19 protein-coding genes are annotated in these 15,789 nt (G+C 43.2%); 2 read left to right on the forward strand and 17 right to left on the reverse strand.

What is annotated here, in order from left to right:
• Window position 1 precedes the first annotated feature (1 nt).
• The 3 genes from cutA to VFDL14_RS14065 all read right to left on the reverse strand — a co-directional run bounded on the left by cutA (window position 2) and on the right by VFDL14_RS14065 (window position 2,031).
• Window positions 2–325: a divalent cation tolerance protein CutA gene (cutA, locus tag VFDL14_RS14075; RefSeq protein ID WP_032550672.1), complete on the reverse strand. Its 324-nt coding sequence runs from the start codon at window positions 323–325 to the stop codon at window positions 2–4.
• 64 nt (window positions 326–389) lie between these two features.
• On the reverse strand, window positions 390–905 hold the full coding sequence (locus VFDL14_RS14070) for an adenylate kinase (RefSeq protein ID WP_032550673.1): 516 nt from the start codon (window positions 903–905) through the stop codon (window positions 390–392).
• A gap of 259 nt (window positions 906–1,164) precedes the next feature.
• Window positions 1,165–2,031, reverse strand: coding sequence for a DUF302 domain-containing protein (locus VFDL14_RS14065; RefSeq protein ID WP_032550674.1), 867 nt, complete (start codon window positions 2,029–2,031; stop codon window positions 1,165–1,167).
• A gap of 238 nt (window positions 2,032–2,269) precedes the next feature.
• On the opposite strand from VFDL14_RS14065, the gene VFDL14_RS14060 reads away from it, so the two are divergent.
• Window positions 2,270–2,839: a TetR/AcrR family transcriptional regulator gene (locus VFDL14_RS14060; RefSeq protein WP_032550675.1), complete on the forward strand. Its 570-nt coding sequence runs from the start codon at window positions 2,270–2,272 to the stop codon at window positions 2,837–2,839.
• Between the two features lie 137 nt (window positions 2,840–2,976).
• Here the strand turns inward: VFDL14_RS14060 and VFDL14_RS14055 are convergent, their stop codons facing one another.
• From VFDL14_RS14055 to VFDL14_RS14035, 5 genes are all read right to left on the reverse strand, one after another.
• The gene (locus VFDL14_RS14055; RefSeq protein WP_032550676.1) at window positions 2,977–4,215 is read right to left on the reverse strand and encodes an anaerobic sulfatase maturase; all 1,239 of its coding nucleotides are present in this window, start codon (window positions 4,213–4,215) and stop codon (window positions 2,977–2,979) included.
• 162 nt (window positions 4,216–4,377) lie between these two features.
• Entirely contained in the window at window positions 4,378–6,150 is a 1,773-nt protein-coding gene (locus VFDL14_RS14050; protein ID WP_050487380.1) for an arylsulfatase, read from the reverse strand.
• Window positions 6,147–6,554: a DUF4345 domain-containing protein gene (locus VFDL14_RS14045; RefSeq protein WP_032550677.1), complete on the reverse strand. Its 408-nt coding sequence runs from the start codon at window positions 6,552–6,554 to the stop codon at window positions 6,147–6,149. The genes VFDL14_RS14050 and VFDL14_RS14045 overlap by 4 nt, the downstream gene beginning before the upstream one ends.
• 218 nt (window positions 6,555–6,772) lie before the next feature.
• A complete protein-coding gene (locus VFDL14_RS14040) occupies window positions 6,773–7,216 on the reverse strand; it encodes a hypothetical protein (protein ID WP_032550679.1) in 444 nt (147 codons plus the stop codon).
• Window positions 7,217–7,242: 26 nt separating this feature from the next.
• Window positions 7,243–8,658 carry a coniferyl aldehyde dehydrogenase gene (locus tag VFDL14_RS14035; RefSeq protein WP_032550680.1) on the reverse strand — a complete coding sequence of 472 codons (1,416 nt, stop codon included), beginning with the start codon at window positions 8,656–8,658 and terminating at the stop codon, window positions 7,243–7,245.
• Between the two features lie 369 nt (window positions 8,659–9,027).
• Between VFDL14_RS14035 and VFDL14_RS14030 the strand changes: the two genes are divergently transcribed.
• Window positions 9,028–10,257, forward strand: a complete 1,230-nt coding sequence (locus VFDL14_RS14030; RefSeq protein ID WP_050487381.1) for an iron-containing alcohol dehydrogenase — start codon at window positions 9,028–9,030, stop codon at window positions 10,255–10,257.
• A 65-nt stretch (window positions 10,258–10,322) separates the two neighbouring features.
• Here the strand turns inward: VFDL14_RS14030 and VFDL14_RS14025 are convergent, their stop codons facing one another.
• The 9 genes from VFDL14_RS14025 to VFDL14_RS13985 all read right to left on the reverse strand — a co-directional run bounded on the left by VFDL14_RS14025 (window position 10,323) and on the right by VFDL14_RS13985 (window position 15,763).
• Complete coding sequence (locus VFDL14_RS14025; RefSeq protein ID WP_152549223.1) at window positions 10,323–10,772, reverse strand: YHS domain-containing (seleno)protein; 450 nt, start codon at window positions 10,770–10,772, stop codon at window positions 10,323–10,325.
• A gap of 76 nt (window positions 10,773–10,848) precedes the next feature.
• Complete coding sequence (locus VFDL14_RS14020) at window positions 10,849–11,271, reverse strand: lysozyme inhibitor LprI family protein (protein WP_032550683.1); 423 nt, start codon at window positions 11,269–11,271, stop codon at window positions 10,849–10,851.
• Between the two features lie 18 nt (window positions 11,272–11,289).
• Window positions 11,290–11,769 carry a GNAT family N-acetyltransferase gene (locus VFDL14_RS14015; RefSeq protein WP_032550684.1) on the reverse strand — a complete coding sequence of 160 codons (480 nt, stop codon included), beginning with the start codon at window positions 11,767–11,769 and terminating at the stop codon, window positions 11,290–11,292.
• A gap of 35 nt (window positions 11,770–11,804) precedes the next feature.
• Window positions 11,805–12,218 carry a VOC family protein gene (locus VFDL14_RS14010; RefSeq protein WP_032550686.1) on the reverse strand — a complete coding sequence of 138 codons (414 nt, stop codon included), beginning with the start codon at window positions 12,216–12,218 and terminating at the stop codon, window positions 11,805–11,807.
• A gap of 112 nt (window positions 12,219–12,330) precedes the next feature.
• Window positions 12,331–12,912, reverse strand: a complete 582-nt coding sequence (locus tag VFDL14_RS14005) for an HD domain-containing protein (RefSeq protein WP_032550861.1) — start codon at window positions 12,910–12,912, stop codon at window positions 12,331–12,333.
• Window positions 12,913–12,984: 72 nt separating this feature from the next.
• Window positions 12,985–13,488, reverse strand: a complete 504-nt coding sequence (locus tag VFDL14_RS14000) for a YgjV family protein (RefSeq protein ID WP_032550687.1) — start codon at window positions 13,486–13,488, stop codon at window positions 12,985–12,987.
• A 116-nt stretch (window positions 13,489–13,604) separates the two neighbouring features.
• Window positions 13,605–14,354, reverse strand: coding sequence for a carbon-nitrogen hydrolase family protein (locus tag VFDL14_RS13995; protein ID WP_032550862.1), 750 nt, complete (start codon window positions 14,352–14,354; stop codon window positions 13,605–13,607).
• A 69-nt stretch (window positions 14,355–14,423) separates the two neighbouring features.
• On the reverse strand, window positions 14,424–14,819 hold the full coding sequence (locus tag VFDL14_RS13990; RefSeq protein ID WP_032550688.1) for a DUF3465 domain-containing protein: 396 nt from the start codon (window positions 14,817–14,819) through the stop codon (window positions 14,424–14,426).
• Window positions 14,820–14,971: 152 nt separating this feature from the next.
• Entirely contained in the window at window positions 14,972–15,763 is a 792-nt protein-coding gene (locus VFDL14_RS13985; protein WP_032550689.1) for a nucleotidyltransferase domain-containing protein, read from the reverse strand.
• Window positions 15,764–15,789 lie beyond the last annotated feature (26 nt).

Consider the following 15,789-nt stretch of genomic DNA (forward strand, 5'->3'; position numbering starts at 1 on the left):
TCTAATTAAATTCGTGATTGTAGAGAGGGAGAATATTAATAGCGGGCTCTTCATAAGGGTGCACCGCTCGCACAGCATCGAGTGCCGCTTGAACGCGCTCCTTTTTACAGCGAACGTCTATACGAACCTCTTCACCAAAGTTGATTTCACCTTTTGAGCCCGTGACTGGCTGAGCTTTTGAATTTGGGCGCCAAAATCCCGATATTTTCACAATCGAGATGACACTGTCATAGTTGCCCACAACCCCAGCGCCCGCAGAGTTCAGAGCATCACGAATTGCAATAACCTCTGATTCTGGGGCGTATATTTCTAGTTTGAATTCCATCTTTACTCCATTGACAGACAGTTCAAAATACCAATCTACTCAGCCTAATAACACCAGCCCATTGTTATTGTGAGAGTTGAGCAAGTAGATTATCGAGTTCGGCTGTGCTCTTAACAACATGCAGTTGTTTACCTTCTGAGATCTGAGACAGTCGAGACATAAACTCATCATTCCAAAACCCAGGGCAGAGTTTAAGCATCTTGTAGCTATTGAGCGTACCTTTGATGACTGAGCTGCCATCTGGCCACCCTTCTGGTTTTACGAACAATCCTTTCAGACAGCGCTTAGTAACGAACCAGTAGCTGACAAAATAAGGCAAATCGATATAGATAAGGGTATCTGCAGATTCTAAGCGCTGATGGAATGCACCAAGAGGACCAAGCCCATCAATGACCCACGCGTCTTCATTCAAAATCTTGTCATGAGCTTGATTAAAAACGTCTTTGGAAACTGGCTCGCCATTCGCTTGATAGACGATAGAGTCCAGTTGATGCAAGGGTAAACCTGCTGATCGGCTTAATGCTTTGCTGAAGGTAGATTTGCCACTACCGGGCTTACCAAAAACGGCGACTTTTTTCATTTGAGTTCCTCCAAGAACACGGCCCGGAAGATAGAAAAAGAAAACCCACCTTACCGGGTGGGTTAGCTTTTCTCAGTACAACAAATCCCCACCATTCTTATAGAATGATGATAATTCGTTGGTTGAGTGTTGTTCGATTACATTTCATACAGCCAATGTCATATAAATCTGAGTGAGTGTCAATTGAATTTATAAAGCTTACCAATGATTAACTTTAAGCTGTCACTAATGTGTCTTTCAATAAAGCAACGACTCCTACTCATTTCTCTATTGCACCACCGATAGTCTTTCCTAACCGATAGTTAATGATTTTGTGAGGAAGTGCACTGTCACCATAATGGAGTTCAGCCATATCAACGATGTTGTTGTACATGACCTGAACCTGACCATTTTCTTCCGTCACTAGTACTTTCTGCCCAAAAGCATCTAAACCGATACTTGGGAAATCCCTCATGGCTTTGGCTCCAGGTGCAGGCCCCCCAAACACCAAAAGGGTTGCATTTGGCAACGTCTCGCCAATAGCATTTGCATGAGCTTTAAAGTCCCAATCCATAAACCACACAGTATCATCCTGCTCTAATACATCTCGCTTAATATTAGCTATCGTTGTCTCAAAGTCGTAGTCCGATTGTAACTTCTCTAAACCATAATCCGTTGTGAGCTTGTCGCTTCGCACGGCTTGGGTGTTATTCAAGTTACTAACCAAGTATTTGGATTGCTGGGAATAAAGCATGATAGCTTCACTGTTCTCGATCTTATGTCTCTTTTGGATAAACGAGGCGTCTGTATAAACCGTTTTCTGTTGACCATTTTCTACGTAATTCAATACCCTAAATGGTAAGTCAATACCAACCGCTAGGTTCTCTTTTAGGAGCTGTGTGTTGAGTTTATCGTTTGTATAAAAATCGACTCTGCTCGGTGCTAAATGTTCATTGGCCTGCTGCGCTAAACGCGAATGGTCAATCGTTAGAACCTTTTCAAGTTGATGACTTTCAGCATTTCCATCAACAATCAGAACACTCTCATCCACAGAATTCAGCGTCTTTTCGTGTTCCATCGGGTCAATGGTGGCTTCACACCCCGCCATTGCAAGCGCCAAAAACGAAACTAAATATCGCTTTTTCATTTGTCACCTCTCACATTCATAAACTTACAGACAGATATCCAAAACACTGAGACACCAACCTTGATTAACCCAGCCAAATAACGATGTTTTACCAACCTTACGAGTTCTACAACCTAAACAATAACGCAAACATACCAACCGGTCTAGTCAGAGTTGCGTTAAGTTTGTCAGGATTAGACTGGACGGTCGGTTTAGTCGGAGTATAATCGTGATATCGAGTAAAAAGCAGAGTAGATTAATGAAAGACTTAAAACAGAAACTGTTAGATGTGGGCTTTGAGCTGATCAGTGAGCAAGGCTTCGCTGGTTTAGGTCTTATGAAGATCATTAACAGCGCTGAAGCGACCAAAGGATCTTTTTATCATCATTTCAAATCGAAAGAAGATTTTGGTTCTACGCTATTAACGAACTACTTTGAAGATCACTTAAAAACCTTAGATGAGTTCTTAATGGATACTTCCCTGTCTTACCAAGACCGAGTAAAGGCTTACTTTGAATATTGGAGTTCTTCAAAATTAACGCCTGAGTTTCAAATCAAATGCCTAGTCGTTAAGTTATCAGGAGAAGTTTCTGGTACCTCCAACCAAATGCAGCAGGTACTAAATGTTGGAGCAGAAAAAGTGATCAGTCGTATGGGACACTTTTTCAGAGAAGGTATGAGTAACGGCAGTTTCCAGATGGAAGATGGTTACCAAACAGCAAGAACGCTCTACGGCCTATGGCTGGGGAGCACCTTGCTAGCAGCAATGCAAAAAGACCGAACCCTACTAGACAACGCTATGAGAGAGACGTTGAAACTCACTGAATAATTTGTCCGTCAACACTACCCAAAAAAGCTCATTATTAACGAGCTTTTTCATCCTACAAACTTTTTAATGCAACAAATAAGCTGTATTAATACAAATAAACAAAGCTTGTGCAGCATGCTAGCCAAGAATTACCAAGGTTATCGACTATCCCTTCTCAATGGTTTACCGTTCCGCTTAAGAATATCCGTAATAATAGGGTCAATGTGTTTAAAAAAATCGAGCCAACCTGCGCATAGATAATTAAGTCCGACTTCACCGTTGTTGGTTGTTAATATTCGATTCTTTGGGCACTCCCCATGGCATGCAAAGCGATACTCACACTCTCGACATTGTTCAGGTAACGACTTACTTTTTGCAAATCCAAATTTCTGCTGAATATTCGATAGCGCCAGGGTTCCCAGCGATGTCTCTTCGAAGCTGCCAAGCAAGAACTCATCAAAAACATAATGATCACATGAGTAGACATCTCCGTTGGGTTCAACGGCCAATCCTTTACCGCAAATTTCACTCAGCGTACACATGCTGCTTTCATGGCCCATCCAAACGCCAAAAAAGTTATCAAAATAGGGAATAAAAATACGCCCGATGTCATGACGCAGCCACTCGTCAAATATTGTGATTAAAAAGTTTCCCCACCCTTTTGCTGTTACGCTCCAAGGTTCGACAACTCCCTTAACGGGGATAATGGTTAAGTCTCCATACTCGTACCATTTGTTATTAGTCACGGAAGAGAGCTTATCTACCACTGGAATAAATTGAATTTGCGAAGGTTGTACTATGTCTCGAAGAAATCGATACACATCAAGTGGGTTTGTACTACTGACATCGTTTACGCAAGTCAATGTCGCAAAGGTAACTTGATGTTTTTTGAGTAATTCAATTCCTCGCATCGTTTTTTCAAAAGTACCTCTTCCTGCTCGATTTTTTCGATAGTGATTGTGAATAGCTTCTGGACCATCAATACTCACTCCTACCATAAAGTCGTGCTGCTTAAAGAACTTACACCACTCATCATTCAACAAAGTACCGTTGGTTTGAATGTCGTTAACAATGGTCGACTCTTTCGGGCAATACCGAGCTTGAAGTTCAACAACAGATTTATAGTAATCGACACCCAACAAGGTCGGTTCACCACCATGCCAAGAAAAAACGATTTCGGGAGTATTTTGAGCCTGAATATATTGTTTGATGTAATTCTCAAGCAAAGAGCTATCCATTATCGATGACGACCTTGATGAGTAATCCAATAGCCCTTGCTTTCCAAGGTAATAGCAGTACGTGCAATCAATGTTGCAAACCGCACCGATAGGTTTTGCTAGCGCTTGAATTTTTCGGTACGCCTTGCCGTTGAATTGTGGTGCCGAGATAGTAGTCATAGTAACTCCCAATTGTTGAAGAGATCCTTTCTCTACGTGCACAACCTTGCCTCTCAGAAAGTCGTGAAAACCTATCAAACCAACCGGTCTGATTATTTAAAAGTAGGAGGAAACCCTCAAACAAGTGCTCAAGGGTTACCTCACCCAATATTATTCCATTGTTTAATGAGACATAGTGTGACCCGCTGCGCCTAGCCACGGGTTCCAGTCTTCTTCGACATCAATAATATTGTGGTCTCGTTTGTATTGTTGATACGTTGCCATCATATTCTGATAAATCTCCGGATGTTTATCTTCTAGAGGCACCGCCTCCGCAGGATCTTCCTTAATGTTATATAGGTGCCATTCTCCATCGCCATACATACCCGTTCTTAGCTTCATCAACTTGTAATCACCCTGAATAACAAAGCCATTGCCGAACAATTCAAAAGCGAACCAATCTTGATCTCCCCTTACCGTTTCCGCATTGCCAGATAGAAACGGAACCATGGATTTACCAGATGGTTGTGCAACGGTACGCTTTTTGTATTCCGTTCCAGGATGTGCAACCCCAGCATAGTCAAGGATGGTCATTGGTAAGTCCTTTACGCTCAAGGTGGTGTTTGACATCGTCCCTTGTTGATCAAACCCGGTACCTTCTGGAGGGCTCATGATTAATGGAACACGCACCCCACCTTCCGAGACGAACCATTTCCACCATTGTAGGGGGCCTGTCGTCGCATTTGCCCACTCACTGCCCAATTGTCGGCTTGAACTTGATGTACCAATCGCTTCATCGGACATATCGAAATGATCTTCAGTCCAATTCTTCCATAAGCTATTCGCAAGGGGGCCCATTGCATCAGATCCTTCAGGTCCATTATCAGGCATATAGATAACCAAGGTATTGTCTAACTCACCAGACTCCCGTAAGTAATCAAGCACACGGCCGATGTAGAAGTCCTGAGTTTCAATCATGGCAGCATAAGTTGCCATTAAGCGAGCTTGAGTTTTCTTCTCTGATTCAGAAAGATCATCCCATTTTTTGGTGATTGGATTATCTGCTGGATATGGCGTATTTTCTTGATAAACACCCGCCTCTATCATCTGCTCATAGCGTTGCCTTTTAAGCCCTTCGTAGCCTAAGCCTTCATACATTTCTGTGTACTTATCGATGAGTGCGGCTGGTGCTTGAAGAGGGAAATGCGCAGTTGTCAGCGCTAAATAACCAAAGAAAGGTTTACCTGATTCTCGCCCTTCTTCGATGTACTCAATCATTTTTCCCGTGTAGAGATCATCAGAGTAAATACCTTTGACGCGCTTGACCTGTTTGCCATTTTCGTAAAACTTTTGCTGAGTCACTGGTGGTTTCTTACCTTCAGCCACGGCTTGCTCAGCTACTTTTACAGATGGATACATATCAGTATCGTCCCAGTGGGCTGAACCACCCGAGTACACACCATAGGTTTGGTCAAAGCCCCACTCTTGTGGAGGATGGCCATGACCATCTCCGGAACCTAAATGCCATTTCCCCGTATGGTAAGTATTATATCCTTCATCTCTCAATAGCTCGGTTATCGTAACCGCGTCACGGGTTAAATAGCCTTCGTAACCTTTTTTCCCTTTAGAAGGCGGGTATATAGAATAGTCAAAAGAACCTAACCCTACTTCGATACTATTCGCGCCCGTAAACAGCTGACCGCGTGTCACCGACGAAACCGGTGAAGCATGAAAGTTATTAAAACGGATCCCTTCTTGTGCAAGCATGTTTAAGGTCGGTGTATTTATTTCTGAACCAAATGGCTGCAAGTCTCCCATGCCAATGTCGTCACCCACGATAAGGAGAATGTTAGGTTGTTCACGCTCAGTCGTCGCTTCAGCGGAAGCTGCTCCCAATGATGGAAAGGCGATAACAGGTGCAAATAGACCTATTGCAATCGTTATTTTGTGATTCATGAGTACACTCCTACCTTTGTTTGACGTTGAGAGGTTTCACGCGATACGCGTTTTAATGTGCTACAACCAGCAATAGCGATCAGAGCTTCAATAACGGCATATCCAACCAAAATTGCATTTGGTGTACCATCAACCGCCATACTGACAAATCGTGCAATAGCCAGACCGCTCATAAAGACAATCACGCTGTGTAGTGCCGACACGGTATATTTATCGTTAAACGCTGCAACTAGCCAAAACGTACCCATCGCAATATAAAGCCCCATTGTTGCGCGAAAGATATTCGCAACTTCAGTGCTGTTAACCTCAATACCAAAAAATACGTTTTGAAATACACCGTAAGTAAAGGCAACAGGTATAACGCCAAGCGAGGCGATAAGCAGAAAAACATTTTCTTTTTTCATGGTTACTACCTTAAGATTTTCAATTAATTTAAAACTGTTTCATTCACCTCAATCCATTGAGACGCTCCTAAGCGACATACAAACGTTATTGTCACCCTCGCATTAGAAGCACAGCCAACATACTGACCAGTTGGTTGGCAATTTATTTGTAACCAACCAATATTCACCAATCTAAATACTGCGCAGCTGTTGCTATTCCCTATCTAGACAAATTAAAGCTAACGTAAGTGTGCTGGTACTTTGGTCTTGTCACGCGTTACGTAATAGTAGAGATAAAGCAAGGAATACAACGTCACGAAACCATCGAGCGCAAACACACCGCTCCAGCCATAAAACCAATCGTAGTCGTTGATACAGACGTTATATAGGAACAAACCAACAAACATCGCCTTTTCAAAACCACTGTAAATCATGGTCGATGTTCGTAACGGTTTAATATAAGCGGAAGCCATTAGCAGTACGCCAATACACCCCACCATGACTCCCCAATGCTGATAAGTTGCTTGTAAATATTGTTTATTTTCCATCATCGTTTGATCATAGAAAAATAGGTTGACCATGCTCCATTCTGGCGCGATGAAAGTTGCAAAAGCACTCGCCGTCAGTAAACCAGTAATAAGTAGATAACTACGTATCGTTTTTTCAAAAAAACGTTCTAACATTTGTTGCACCTCGAGTTTATGAAGTATTACTTGCCAAGCATGGCTAAAACTGCTGCCTTAAACTCGTTGTCTTCCTTTGAGAACAAGTGCTTTATTTGATGTTCTTGGCCACTGGTCATCACTGTCTTAGCGTGAGAGAAGGTGATAAATCCTTCTTTACCGTGATAGTTGCCTTTACCTGATTCACCTATCCCACCGAAAGGCGCATCATCGATCGCAAGATGAAATACGCAATCATTTATACACATTCCACCCGAGTGAATCGTTCGTTTGATGCGACTTTGTAATGCAGAATCAAATGACATCAAATACAGAGCGAGCGGTCGCGGCTTGCTATTAATCAGTTCAATTGCTTGTTCAATCGTGTCGTATCCGATGATTGGAAGGAGTGGACCGAAGATCTCTTCCTCCATAATGTTTGACGTTAGTGACGGCTCGACAATAAGGTGAGTCACTAGACGATGTGCCTGTTCATCGATACTGTCGTTATGACATGGTTCAACGCGAGTACCACTCGTCATTTCAGTATTGAGTAATGAAGTGACGCGCTGATATTGGCGATCGTTAGCTACTGAGGTTAAGTTAGGAGAATGAACTCCTTCTGGGAACAAAGCTTGATACTGACGTTTATATTCTGTAATGAACGCCTCTTTTTTGTGGTTAGGAACCATTACATAGTCAGGAGCAACACATACTTGCCCGTTGTTTAAGCTTTTACCATAAATAATTCGCTCAACGGCGAGTTCCATTGAGACATCATCGGCAACGATAACCGGGGATTTACCACCCAACTCTAAAGTTAATGGCGTTAGATTTTTCGAAGCAGCCTTCATCACCAAGCGTCCAACAGCTGTCGATCCTGTAAACAATAAATGGTCGAACGGTAATGCGGTGAATTCTGCCGAAAGGCCACTTTCACCTTCGACTAATGCCACTTCATTATGACTGAATACGCTTGATAGCATGTCATTCAGAATTTGGTTGGTATGAGGCGTAAACTCACTCATTTTTATCATCGCGCGGTTACCAGCCGTGATAGCAGATATCAATGGGCCAACCGACAACATCACAGGGAAATTCCAGGGGGTAACAATGCCAACAACCCCCTTAGGCTGATACACCACTTCCACTTCAGAAGATGAGAGTAGAGCTCCGGAATTACGTACCGAAGGTGCCATCCATTCACTGATATGTTCAATGCTATAGTCAATGTTTGCTACACAAGGTAATACGTCAGCAATCAAAGTATCTTGGACACTGCGCTGACCATAATCTTTATTCATTGCCTCACAAATACGATCGCTGTAACTAATCAGAGCCGCACTAAGCATGTTGAGTTTGGCAACTCGATCATCCAACTTTGGCATTGGGTCCAGATTGTATGCACTCTTCATGTTTGCGTAGTGATGTTTCATTTCTTTAACTGAGTTAATGCTGTTCATTCAATGTACCTCTCTCGTTGATTTGATTACACGATAAACAAAACAAACCGGTCGGTCTATAATTTTGATGAGGTAATTTGTCAGAGTTAAGTCAATTACAACGCTACAACCATCTTCTAACTTAATAAAAATCACTAATATCAGCAGTTTAACTTAAAAGTTCACTTTTCAATAATCTCAAAGAAATTCAATCAATCTTCAGAGAGGCAAAATTAACTTACAAAAATACTAGACCGACCGGTTTGTATTGGTGTAGTTTAAATACAAACAGTAAAGGAAACGATGCAATTCGCGCAGAAATGGAAATACAGCTCCTCTTTGAGCTAGCGACTTTACTTACAATTTTTAACTTAAAGTAGGTACTCCACTATGCGATATAAAACTGAACGAATCCTTGTAAACACTTACCATGCACTGGCAAGTCTGGCCTTCCCTCGTATGCCCGTTCCTGTACCGAACGTTTTAAATGGTGATAAATCACTGGATAGATTAGCGGAACATTTAAAAAACAGAGGCATCCAGCGTCCGGTCATCTTTACGGACAGCTTCTTCTCAACTCTGCCTTCATTCCAACTGCTCATTGAAGCCCTCGAAAAGCAAGATATAGAATACAAAGTCTTTAATGAAATTAAACCTGATCCGTCATATGAAATTGTTGAAAAAGGAATTGCCGCTTGTCTCGAGCACGACTATGACTGCGCGATAGCCATTGGTGGCGGCAGCTCTATTGATGGCACCAAAATGATCAATGGGTGCGCAAAACACCAATTAGACCCGAGAAAGATCACTCACGGCCTAATGAGTATGTGGCAATTACGACGTAAAGGAGCCTATTTTGTCGCGATTCCAACAACAGCAGGTACCGGTTCTGAAGCAACAACCGTTACTGTAGTTACGGATGAAACAACTAGCCAAAAAAATGCACTAGTCAGCTACGGAATCGTCCCCGACTTAGCCGTTTTTGATCCAAGACTGACCATGGATCTTCCTCCACATATCACAGCGGCAACCGGAATGGATGCGCTCACACACGCCATGGAGTCATTCATGAGCACTTATGCGACGAAAGAGACCGATGAAATGAATCTGAAAAGTATTAAGAGGATCTTCGAGTTTCTGCCTCGCGCCTATAAAAACGGTACTGAAGATGATGAGGCAAGAAGTGAAATGGCAATCGCATCATTTGATGCCGGCAAAGCCTTTTCAAAAACATTACTTGGGTGGGCACACGGCATCTCCCACCAGCTCGGGGCTTATTATAAAGTTCCTCATGGATTAGGTTGCGCAATCGCGCTGCCCCATGTACTGCAATTTGCCCTACCTAATGCCACTGGCCGACTTGCCATTATTGCGGACACATTAGGTCTATCGGGCTCGACTGAATCAGTAAAAGCCCAAGCGGTAGTAGACGCCGTATTCGAACTTAACCGTACATTAGATATCGAATCGCAGTTTGATATGTTGAAAGAAGAGCATGTTGCAGATATCGCTCGCAACATAATCAAAGAAGGTAACATGGCTTATCCATCACACCGTGATTTTGAATCATATCGGCATCTAGAAAACTTCCTGTTGGAACGTCGAGCCTACAGCCACTAAACATTATCAGATCAAGAGGCCTCTCATGATACTAAAACTGTGATTTAGAGGCTCTCTGTCCAATGCTACTCATTCAGCAATCTTGGCCAGTTGGCGTCTGCGTTTGCAATGTTTCCAGCGATATCACCCTGCCAAGTTTGCTGTACCGATTTACTGTAATTTAGGTAAAGCTTGCCATCGACGATATTCCAAGCTCGTGGGTCTATTTTGGCGGTATAACCTTTACTCACAGCCCAAGCACAGTATCCACCATATTGAGGGGCATATTGTTCAGGGTCCGCTTTGAATAAATCGAGATGTCGTTGTGAGGAAAATCGCCATTCAGCGCCATTCCATTCGTAGCGGTAATTATCGCTTCCTTCCACTGCTTGGCTTTGAGTGAAGTACGCTACGGGATCGTAACCTCTGATCGCCTTGCCGAAAAAGTCACTGTATACCGGTTCAAGAGCAAAAGAAGGGGCGGTAATTCCCAACCAAAAGACAAGTGTTAGAACAATTTTGGCAAGATACTTCATAACGTTTCTCCTCATGTTATTTATAAAGAGAGGATAAACGCGGCAAAAATTTCACAGTGCAAAGACCAAGAGTGCGCTAATCGTTGCTAACCATTGGCTCAGGTAAAACGGGCGGTGTGCTATCCATATAAGTTAAGAAATTGGCCCAGATTTGATGGGTTCTTTCTTTGGTTAGCTCAGTTTTGCAAGAAAGCGCCATAACTCCACGAATAGAGCCATCTCGCCATTGCGTGTAGATAGCGTCACAATGAGCAGTCATATACGTCGACCAATCTTTCTGTGCACGCTTAATCGCTTCCACCAAAGTTGGATCTTCAGCGTTATGTTCAAAGCTTGCTTGAAGATAAGTTTCTAATTGCTCTTCAGCGGTTTGCAACTCTATCGCTGCACATTGATTGATCTCTAAGGTGTTCATTGCGTTCTCACAATCGATTTCATCTTGTTGAGCGAGCGCAGTCATCGGTAACATCGCCAAAGCGACGAGTAATACAGCTTTCATTTGATGTCCCTAAAGTTATTAATTGTAGTGTTTTTCCATTAGCAACAAATCCCACAACTCGCCATCAAAACTGCGTGTTCCAGACTCACGAGATGTCACCACGAAACCAAGAGATTCGTAACACCGTTTGGCAACGACATTTCGCTCGAACACAGCCAGCGTTAAAACCTGTGTTTTATATTCGACTCGAGCTTTGTCGATGAGCTGTTTAAGCATGATCTTAGCCAACCCCTGCCCTCGAAAATCATTAGAAACAAACACACGGCAAATACGATATTGAGACTCTGACACTCTGAACAACTCCACATAACCCGCTTCCTCTCCATTTGAAATGAAGATAAATGGCAGCACCTCGGGCTTCACGCAATGGTGTTCGAGTTGATTATGGTCTAATGGAAAATCAAAATTCGGACCGCCCCACTGATAGTTGAGCCGCTCTGAATCTATCCAATGAATCAGGGTATCGTAGTCTTCCCGTCTAAATTCTCTCAGTTCCATCTCTACCTCCCGATTGCTGTCGACGGTTGTGCCCGCTAGTTTCCGCTTCGATTTAGCTGCAGCAAATCCCACTTATTTCCGTACAGATCCTGAAACACAACCACAGTTCCATACTCTTCAACTCTAGGCTCTTCGTTAAACATCACACCCATGGCTTTCATGGATTCATAATCACGCCAAAAGTCGTTGGTTTGAAGAAACAAAAACACGCGACCACCCGTTTGGTTACCGATGGCTTGTGTTTGAGATTCGGTACTCGCCTGAGCAAGCAAAAGGTTGGTGCCGTTAGAATTGGGCGGAGTGACCTGTACCCAGCGTTTACCCCCACCTAAATCGGTATCTTCAACTAACGTAAATTGAAGTTTCTGTGTATAGAACTCAATGGCGTCGTCATAGTTTTCGACAACAAGGGCGATGTTTCCGATTTGCTGTTGCACTGGTTTCGTCATGGCGGCCTCTAAACTTAAAACACCGATTCTACATGACTCAACCCCTTACGAAAGCTCACAATGACATTCATAGGAGAATGGTTGTGCTTAACCGAAGAACTAACTGGGATGATTAGGTTAGAATCCCATCGACGATAGCTTGTTGTAGTTTAGCTTCGACACCTTCCCATATCTTCTCTCCACCAGCTGATATTCTTTGCTGGTTGAAGTTGAGAACCTTCTCTTTGGGAATATTGTGCTTCTTCCAACCGTAGCCATCATCATTGATGTTGTGGAGAAGCGGAGGGATACGGTCGATGGCTTTTGCATATTTTGCATCGGCACTTTCACCAAGTTCAAATTCTTCCCACAGTGCCAAATATTCTTCACCTTGTCGGTTTGGCAGCATATCCAGCACTCGTTTGACGCCATTCCACTCTTTATTCTTTTGCTCTGCGGTTTCTGATTCATAAACGATTTTGTCGCCGGCATCGATCTCGCCCAGGTCATGAATCAACAGCATTTTGATCACGCGATCGATATTAATTCTCTCGTCAGCGTATTCTTTTAACATCAGAGCACTAATACACACATGCCAACTGTGTTCGCCAGAGTTTTCGTGCCGCTTCAAGCCAACCGGTCTCGACTTTCTCAATACGCCTTTTAGTTTTTCAATTTCGACCATGAAATCGAGGATTTGAGTAACTTCTTTCAACATCTGACTCCTATCTTTTAGAGAACAAGCCCTCTATCCAAAAATGGATGCCTACCAGAACCTTGCTGACAATTACGCCAATGCCACACCCTTAATGTAATAACGATAATATCCAATTAAATTACTTGAGATAAAAAGGACTTCCATGACGACAGCCGTTGGCGATCCAACCATGTAGTTATGAATAAGCCAAAGCGCGGTACCGATGATCATCAGCTCCCTTAAACGGCGGTCATCTTTATTGAATGCGGCAACCGTTTGAAACAGAGAAGCAACACAACTTACAACACTGACTAGGCCAGTATAAGTAACCGAAGTAGAAATGATTGAAGCTCCACAAAATAGGTACTTCAATTTTGCCGAGGTGGAGAACACACTCGCTAAATAGCGAACAGTAGCAATGAGCATAAGGCTGGCTGCGGTCCACTGCTCAAGCAAAATGAAATGACTTGAGATAAGGGTCCCAGCAAAAAAGAGACACGTAACGATCTTTTTCCTCTCTTTGAATTGAAAGGACATTAGATCGAAACAGATCGCGATTGCGACCAGTATTTGAGACAAAACAAACGGTGTCACCCTACACTCCTTGTAAGTAAAGACCCGCACGCGCATTGATGCGACCTTACATCGTGGCTTAACGCGTCAGTAAGTGGTTATCGACACTACTAGCTATTGTTATTTATCTCAAATATTTATTGCGCTATACGAGCTTCGATCTGTCCGCCGCCAATCGAGCACAAAACCAAGCACTCCTCTTTGCCGTTCGACAAGGTTACCCGATTACCGTTATCTCCCCATATTGAGTTTTTGCCACATGTATCCCAGCCTCCAGTCACCGATATATGGTTACTTAGCAGCACAGGTAGTTTATGTGTAGAAGCGATATCAGACAGCAGTTTAGAGTCGGGGTCAAAACCCATTTCAGAGATGAGTGCACTCACCAAATATACGTCAGCACCCATTGTTTTGGCTCTTGTAGAGTGCAGCGGCTCGATAAAATCCGCACAGATAGCCAGCGCAATCTGATTACCTTTTAATTGAAAATGATAATCTCGATCTCCTCGTGAACAATATACCTCTTCACCAGAATGCAGATATTGCTTGGAGTAAAACTCAACCTTACCATCGGGGAAACAAATCACCGAGCCAATGGTTGGTTTGGAAGATCCTGAAGTGTTCAGAGGGCAGCCAGCAATCACAACAACCTCGTGTGTTACCGCAGCTTGCGACAGCTCTGTGAAAGCAGAAGGTTGTGGGTCAAACGCCAAATCAGAAGCCAGTTCAAGCTCATAGCCAGTAAGAGAGAGTTCAGGGAATACCACAACATCTGCGTTCTGCTGAGAAGATCGCTCAATAGCACTGATGTGGTGCTTCAAGTTCGTCGATACGTCGCCTTTGGTAACAGGCATCTGCGGTAAGCTGATAGTAATACTACTTTTCAAGTTTTCTCCTCCCATATCATTTAAGAACAATCCATTTAAGCTATCTTTTTCTGCATCAATTTAGCGAATTTACTCGTAAATCTTGCCTTGGTGTTTGAGCCAGCCGTGGGCATGTCGATTTCCTGGATCTCGATGTGTCCAGTGAATCACGCCTCCCTTATCGTTCCATTCATACTCACCATAAAATTGGACGACATCACCTACTTTTAAATTTGGAATACGAGGTGCTAGATCGATGTTGTGCGCGACCAGCAATGTCTGTCGACTGTCCAAACGTAGTATGAACTTCTGATGTCTAGAGCCTTTATTGTCGTCAGGGAGCACTCTTGATACGGTCCCTGAACCTTGGATCTGCATGTCGCTTTGGTGGTTTTGGTATGCTTGCTTGAGTTGCTGATCGTTCGCTTGGACATTGATGGAACAAGCTGCCAATAGCGCTAACAGTAAAGCAGAAATCCTTTTCATAATGGTCTCTCCTAAATCAATATCGCTGAAGAGTATAGAAAACCATCAATGAGCTCCAGATTGGGCACTTCACGTTTTGATTTAGCGCACAATGAAATTGCCAAGAGTTATGATTCAGGCGATGTTGTCGAGGAGAGCAGTAACAGTGATGGTCAGACACTATTCAGTTTGAACGCTTCAGACGCCACTTCATTAATCTTGCCACTTAATCGCTGGTAGAGTTCTATGGCATCTGCTTTTGACGTTAGCTTTCCACGTGCAAATAAGTACGCAAGCTCAATATCGTGTTGTTGACCAGGGTAATGCTCTTTCGCAGCCTGGGCGCATTGAGCTAAATCGATATACCAACTCCCGTCTTTTGCTGCGATAAAATAGTATGCTGCCCTAACTAACTTCTTGCCGATGATCTTCGCAACCGCTTTGTCGTCCATTTTGGACAGGTTATCTGCCATTTGGTCCAAGAACGCGTGTAGATCTCCATTGAGCGCAAGAGCTATCTCTAACTTAGGCTGATGCTTAACGAATGAAACCGCTCTGTCATTACCCCATACACAGCAACAACAGTGTTTGAGCCAAAACTGCCAATGGTAAAGCTCTTCTGGTTTTTGAATGGTATTGAGATAACCCGGATCGATATCGATCTTACTGATTTCTGGGTGAATATCGGGAATTGCATAACTTATCTCTTGGAATACCCGCTTTTCTGATTCGGTGATTGGCGTGTTTAGAATAATAGATACATCAAGATCTGAGCGACCTACGACAGCCGTGCCTCTTGGGACGCTTCCGTACAAATAAATTCCATCAATTTGACCTGGGAGTTGTTGAGTCAATTCTTGCACTACACTATCGATGACAGGTTTAAACTCAGGTTGAATCTTATCAACCGAATAATCATTGCGGATAAATCCCTGTTCATCGAGACCAGTATCTTCGTTACGCATAAAATCCTTATCATTCAACGACGTGT

Origin of the sequence: Vibrio fortis (genome assembly GCF_000695685.1) — a bacterium.
Taxonomy (GTDB): Bacteria; Pseudomonadota; Gammaproteobacteria; order Enterobacterales; family Vibrionaceae; genus Vibrio; species Vibrio fortis_A.

Bases quoted from the DNA above. Each gene is read 5' to 3' on its own strand.
- cutA (WP_032550672.1), bottom strand. From the start codon at position 325: ATGGAATTCAAACTAGAAATATACGCCCCAGAATCAGAGGTTATTGCA.
- VFDL14_RS14070 (WP_032550673.1), bottom strand. From the start codon at position 905: ATGAAAAAAGTCGCCGTTTTTGGTAAGCCCGGTAGTGGCAAATCTACC.
- VFDL14_RS14065 (WP_032550674.1), bottom strand. From the start codon at position 2,031: ATGAAAAAGCGATATTTAGTTTCGTTTTTGGCGCTTGCAATGGCGGGG.
- VFDL14_RS14060 (WP_032550675.1), top strand. From the start codon at position 2,270: ATGAAAGACTTAAAACAGAAACTGTTAGATGTGGGCTTTGAGCTGATC.
- VFDL14_RS14055 (WP_032550676.1), bottom strand. From the start codon at position 4,215: ATGACTACTATCTCGGCACCACAATTCAACGGCAAGGCGTACCGAAAA.
- VFDL14_RS14050 (WP_050487380.1), bottom strand. From the start codon at position 6,150: ATGAATCACAAAATAACGATTGCAATAGGTCTATTTGCACCTGTTATC.
- VFDL14_RS14045 (WP_032550677.1), bottom strand. From the start codon at position 6,554: ATGAAAAAAGAAAATGTTTTTCTGCTTATCGCCTCGCTTGGCGTTATA.
- VFDL14_RS14040 (WP_032550679.1), bottom strand. From the start codon at position 7,216: ATGTTAGAACGTTTTTTTGAAAAAACGATACGTAGTTATCTACTTATT.
- VFDL14_RS14035 (WP_032550680.1), bottom strand. From the start codon at position 8,658: ATGAACAGCATTAACTCAGTTAAAGAAATGAAACATCACTACGCAAAC.
- VFDL14_RS14030 (WP_050487381.1), top strand. From the start codon at position 9,028: ATGCGATATAAAACTGAACGAATCCTTGTAAACACTTACCATGCACTG.
- VFDL14_RS14025 (WP_152549223.1), bottom strand. From the start codon at position 10,772: ATGAAGTATCTTGCCAAAATTGTTCTAACACTTGTCTTTTGGTTGGGA.
- VFDL14_RS14020 (WP_032550683.1), bottom strand. From the start codon at position 11,271: ATGAAAGCTGTATTACTCGTCGCTTTGGCGATGTTACCGATGACTGCG.
- VFDL14_RS14015 (WP_032550684.1), bottom strand. From the start codon at position 11,769: ATGGAACTGAGAGAATTTAGACGGGAAGACTACGATACCCTGATTCAT.
- VFDL14_RS14010 (WP_032550686.1), bottom strand. From the start codon at position 12,218: ATGACGAAACCAGTGCAACAGCAAATCGGAAACATCGCCCTTGTTGTC.
- VFDL14_RS13990 (WP_032550688.1), bottom strand. From the start codon at position 14,819: ATGAAAAGGATTTCTGCTTTACTGTTAGCGCTATTGGCAGCTTGTTCC.
- VFDL14_RS13985 (WP_032550689.1), bottom strand. From the start codon at position 15,763: ATGCGTAACGAAGATACTGGTCTCGATGAACAGGGATTTATCCGCAAT.